This is a genomic window from Vulcanisaeta sp. (assembly GCF_049966235.1).
In the GTDB taxonomy this organism is placed as follows: domain Archaea; phylum Thermoproteota; class Thermoprotei; order Thermoproteales; family Thermocladiaceae; genus Vulcanisaeta; species Vulcanisaeta moutnovskia.
The window spans coordinates 1-666 of sequence record NZ_JBMFVA010000073.1; the positions used below are offsets into that span (position 1 = coordinate 1).

Genomic DNA, 666 nt, shown 5'->3' on the forward strand with positions numbered 1-666 from the left:
CAGGGTCTTCTCGCCCCGTCGGGGGTCCCAGGACTCTGCACCTGGAGGTGGGTTCGCCGGGCACCAGGCTGGGACAGTGGGGACCTCGTTGATCCATTCATGCACGCCGGAACTATCGAGAGGCTAGGGTGGGAACCATACCCACCACTAGCCCATACCCGGCAAGGCATTTGGCTACCTTCCTCCCGGGCCCTGGCAATAGATTAAAGACTAATAACCGGTACTGATGCTCATCAATGGCTGTAACATATACATAGGTATTAGGCTGTCTGGTCTTCTCAATTATCTTATTTTCATATTTTTAATTAATTTTAAACATTCATTGCCAGGGACCCGTTAAGAGGGTCAGAGCTAGGCCCCCACCACCCGCCCATTGAGGACGAGTTAGTGGAGTTTACCCCCGGCCTTCAGCGGCGCTTAGCCCGGTTGAACCCGGGTTTCACGTACCGCCAGTGGCCAGGATTCAGCCCCCGTTCACACCCTTTCCCGGGGCGGTAAGGAGCCTATTAAGGGTGATGATGAGGTTTTTATTCATTGAGCCTACTTAATGCCTTGCTTTAAGTGCATGCTCCTTAGCCGCCCTTACGGGCTTGCGGGGACCTATGTTTTTGTTAAACAGTCAGGTCCCCCTTGCCACTGCGACCCACGGTCCCGGGTTTTACCCAG

The 666-nt window shown here is 54.2% G+C and carries 1 rRNA gene; it reads right to left on the reverse strand.

Annotation, left to right across the window (positions count from 1 at the left end):
* Positions 1-666 (reverse strand): 23S ribosomal RNA (locus tag ACP5L5_RS11770); the annotation flags it as partial.